3 protein-coding genes and 2 pseudogenes are annotated in these 3,822 nt (G+C 60.3%); 3 read left to right on the forward strand and 2 right to left on the reverse strand.

The window, feature by feature from the left end:
- From Y707_RS31640 to Y707_RS32935, 3 genes and pseudogenes are all read left to right on the forward strand, one after another.
- Positions 1-390: pseudogene (locus Y707_RS31640) on the forward strand (hypothetical protein); the annotation flags it as partial.
- 12 nt (positions 391-402) lie between these two features.
- On the forward strand, positions 403-1,632 hold the full coding sequence (locus tag Y707_RS26840; protein ID WP_051442116.1) for an SRPBCC family protein: 1,230 nt from the start codon (positions 403-405) through the stop codon (positions 1,630-1,632).
- Between the two features lie 42 nt (positions 1,633-1,674).
- A pseudogene (locus tag Y707_RS32935) lies at positions 1,675-2,758 on the forward strand (IS701 family transposase); the annotation flags it as partial.
- Between the two features lie 229 nt (positions 2,759-2,987).
- Here the strand turns inward: Y707_RS32935 and Y707_RS31645 are convergent.
- Together Y707_RS31645 and Y707_RS30055 are read right to left on the reverse strand one after the other, a co-directional pair.
- Entirely contained in the window at positions 2,988-3,206 is a 219-nt protein-coding gene (locus Y707_RS31645; protein ID WP_162150238.1) for a hypothetical protein, read from the reverse strand.
- Between the two features lie 171 nt (positions 3,207-3,377).
- The coding region (locus Y707_RS30055; protein WP_035782168.1) for a hypothetical protein at positions 3,378-3,822 on the reverse strand (445 nt) is incomplete at its 5' end.

Below are 3,822 nucleotides of genomic sequence, written 5' to 3' on the forward strand. Positions count from 1 at the left end.
GAGGCCGAGGAGGAGGAAGCCCCCGCCGACGAAGCGGAGGAGACCGAAGAAGAAGAGGCTCCCGCCGACGAAACAGAAGACACCGAAGAGCGGGACGAGGAAGGAGCTGAGGAAGGGGCCAATAAGGCTGAGGATACGGCGGAAAAGGCGGCGCCGAAGAGCGCGGCCAAGAAGACCACCTCTGCCGCCAAGTCCAGCTCAAGCAAGGCGCCAGCCAAGTCCACCGGCAAGAAGGCCTCTTCGACTACCAAGGGCGCGTCGAAGAGTGCCGGAACCAAGGCGTCATCGTCGAAGAGCGGCAGCGGCAACTCGCCCAAGGGCGGTAACTCGTCAAAGTCTGGCGGAAATACCTCGTCCCGCTCCCGCTCCAGCAAGTCGACGTCCAAGTAAGGATTGATTGTTATGGCTGAAAAAGAATCCAAGTCAGGCTCCTTGTTGGAGACGCTCCCGCTGGACGGGCTGAAAGACCAGGCAGCCGAGTATGGGAAATCACTGATCAACAGCACTCTTGGCAAGGCCTCGGACAAGGTCGAAGATCTCACTGGCAAGATAACAGATTTTGCCAGCGGCAACTCCGAAAGAAACGACGATGAGCCGGATGACGACGAGTCCGAGGAAAATTCCGGTGGCGAGGATGAGAAGAGTAAGAATCCTTTGAAGGCTGTCGGCCGTGCTTTTTCCTGGGCGAAAAGTAAAGTCATGGGCGGTGGCGGTGGCGACGCGGGCCAGGAATCGGACAGTGATGAGTCTGAGGAATCGGGTAAGAAATCCGGCGGACCGGACTCGGGCGCGGAAGAAGCAGGTGGGGAGAAGTTCACCGGCAGTGGGGCGTCCGGCAGTAAAGAGCAGAAGCTGGTCAATCTTGTGGAGTGGATTGATGTGGGTGTGCCGGTGACGGTGGCCTATAACCAGTGGACGCAGTTTGAAGAGTGGTCCGACTTCATGAAGAAGGTCGAGACTTCCGAGCATTCGGAGGAGGAGGGCACGGTCAAGTTCAAGGGCCAGGTCTTCCTCTCGCACCGCACCTGGGATGCGACCATCAAGGAAATGGTCCCGGATGACCGCATCATCTGGAAGTCCACCGGCCAGAAGGGGCACCTTGATGGGGCGGTAACTTTCCACGAGTACGGTCCCCGCCTGACCAAAATCTGCATCGTCGTCGAGTACTACCCGAAGGGCCTCTTTGAGAAGACCGCCCAGATCTGGCGGGCAGTCGGCCGGCGTGTGCGGGTGGAAATGAAGCGCTACGTACGCCACGTGATGACCACGACCATCCTTGATCCTGACGCGGTTGAAGGTTGGCGTGGTGAGATCCGCGATGAGGAGATCATCCGTACCCACGAGGAAGTCGTGGAGCAGGAACAATCCGAAGCCGAAGGGGCCGATGGGTCGGAGGACGGCGAAGGCGAGGAAGAGTACGACGATGAGGAGTATGAGGGTGAATATGAAGAAGAGCCGGACGCCGGAGAGGAAGCCGAGTATGAGGACGAAGACGACGAAAATTCTGAAGAACCGGCCGGGGAAGAGGACGAAAATGCCGGCTCCGAAGAGTCCAATGAGTCTGCTGAAGAGGATGCTGAGGAAGTAGAGGAGGGGATCGAACCCGAAGAAGCCGAACGGCAACCAGCCTAGTCCTACAGCCGCGTTTATTTCTGTCTTGTGGGCGTTTTAAACAGAGGCATGCTCTCCGCCGAGGAACGCAAGAACTCCTGGACGCTGTCGGAGCAGGCCGGGCAGGCTGTTCCGGACCGGATGCAGAGGTTGCTCTCGAGCACGGACTGGGACCCGGATGGCCTGCGGGATGATCTTCGTTCCTACGTCGCGGGGAATCTCGGCTCGGACGATGGCGTGCTGATCGTTGATGAGACGGGATTTATCAAGAAGGGCCCGCGGTCGGCTGGGGTCGCACGCCAGTATTCGGGAAACCGCGGGGCGGATCGAAAACTCACAGATCGGAGTCTTTCTGACCTACGCCACCGGCGCCGGCCGCACGTTCCTGGACCGGGAACTTTACCTGCCGAAGGCATGGACCGATGACCGGGACCGGTGTGCCGCCGCAGGCATTCCCGAAGAGCGCACTTTTGCCACGAAACCGGAACTGGCGATTATGATGCTCACCGGGGCCCATTACGCCGGCGTTCCGGCGTAATGGGCCACCGGTGACTCGGTCTATGGCCAGTACTACAAGCTCCGTAAAACGCTGGAAGAGCGCGGGCTCTCCTATGTCTTGGCGGTGCCGGTGAACCAGCGCGTGATCGCCAAAACCGGCACCATCGGTACAGAGTTCCGTGCCGATGAACTGATCGCCACCCTGTCGGGGCGGGCCTGGCGGATCCGCTCAGCCGGCGCGGGCGCGAAGGGAGAACGCCGCTACGCCTGGGCCAGGACGCGGATCAACGGAGCCAACGACCCCGAAGCGGAATACTGGCTGCTGGCCAGGGCCAGCCTGACCGATCCCACCGATCTGGCCTACTACATCTGCCACGGCCCAAAGCGGGTCTCCCTGGCCGAGCTGATCCGTGTCGCAGGGGCGCGCTGGGCGATCGAGGAAACGTTCCAGAGCGCCAAGGGCGAAACCGGACTGGATCACTATCAGGTGCGCCAATACACCGGCTGGTACCGGCACATCGCGCTGGCCATGTTCGCCCACGCTTTTCTAATCGTCACACGGTCAAAAAAAGGGGGCCCGCTCACCTCAAACGCCGAACTCATAGCCAGTTGTCCACGCCAGCCTGTGCGGCTGTTTCCAGTAGAATAACGGTCAACAGATGCTCCGCAATGATGGGAAGTGTCATGGGAACCGGCCCGGCAGAATCCATCGAACCCCTCCCTGCTCCGTCCCCTGATGAAGTATGGGTCCCTGCCCAGTTCGCTCTGGCATTGCATGGCACCGGTGCTGCGGTCTGGGCCGCCAGTGGCATCGCGGAAGAAATACTCGTTATCATACCACGTCTCCGTGTAAACCATGCCGGCAGCCGAGTGCATCATCAACCAGGGATTCTTCTGTGATTCAGGCGCAGGAAAATGATTCTGACCGCTGAACCTGCTAGCAAAGCGGCCGTGACAACGACGCCCAGGACGATGTAAATCCAGATCAGGATTCCAGTGATAGAACCCGGCACGGCAAGACCCGCCACCTTACTCCATATCCATGCTGCGGCCAGCAACACCAGGTAGGCGGCGGCCGCGAAGCCACTGCCGCTCACCCGCCCGTTCCACAGATCCTTCAGCCAACGATATATCCCCATACCCACTGGTTTAGCCCACCCTCCACACGCATTGCCCGTGAAACCCTGCAGAGCAGAGAAACGTTAGAAAGTCGTGATCGAGGGACGGCACTCCAAGAGCACGCGGGCAGAGGACCCCTGACAGCAACCTCACCGCCTGTGGTCACCTATGAGGTTCAGCGCTTCAACCACAAGCCCTATCTGCACTAATACTTCGGGAGCCGTCGCGGCTGCATCGATGGGTATGGAACCTGTGGCCTCGGGGAGATCGAGGTATCCCTGGCGAAACGCCACGAGGTCATCGCGGCTCTCTGAATCGGCGCCCCGCGCTGTTATACGGGCGTATGCCTGATCGATGGGTGCATCGAAGAAGAGTATGGCGTCCGGGGTTGGAAGATGACTGATCAACCAGGGCAGGAGTACTCCGCGTGGGATTCCGTGGGCGGCGCGGAGTGCGAGTTGGCAGTGCAGGTGGCGGTCCATCAGGACGACGCCGTCGAAGTGTGCCGCCTTTACATGGTTGGTCAGGACATTTACCACGCGCACCAGGGTCTCGACAGCATCGAGGAGCCGTGGCGGGATAGCGACCCCGAGC

Origin of the sequence: Arthrobacter sp. H14 (assembly GCF_000520495.1) — a bacterium.
Taxonomy (GTDB): domain Bacteria; phylum Actinomycetota; class Actinomycetes; order Actinomycetales; family Micrococcaceae; genus Arthrobacter_C.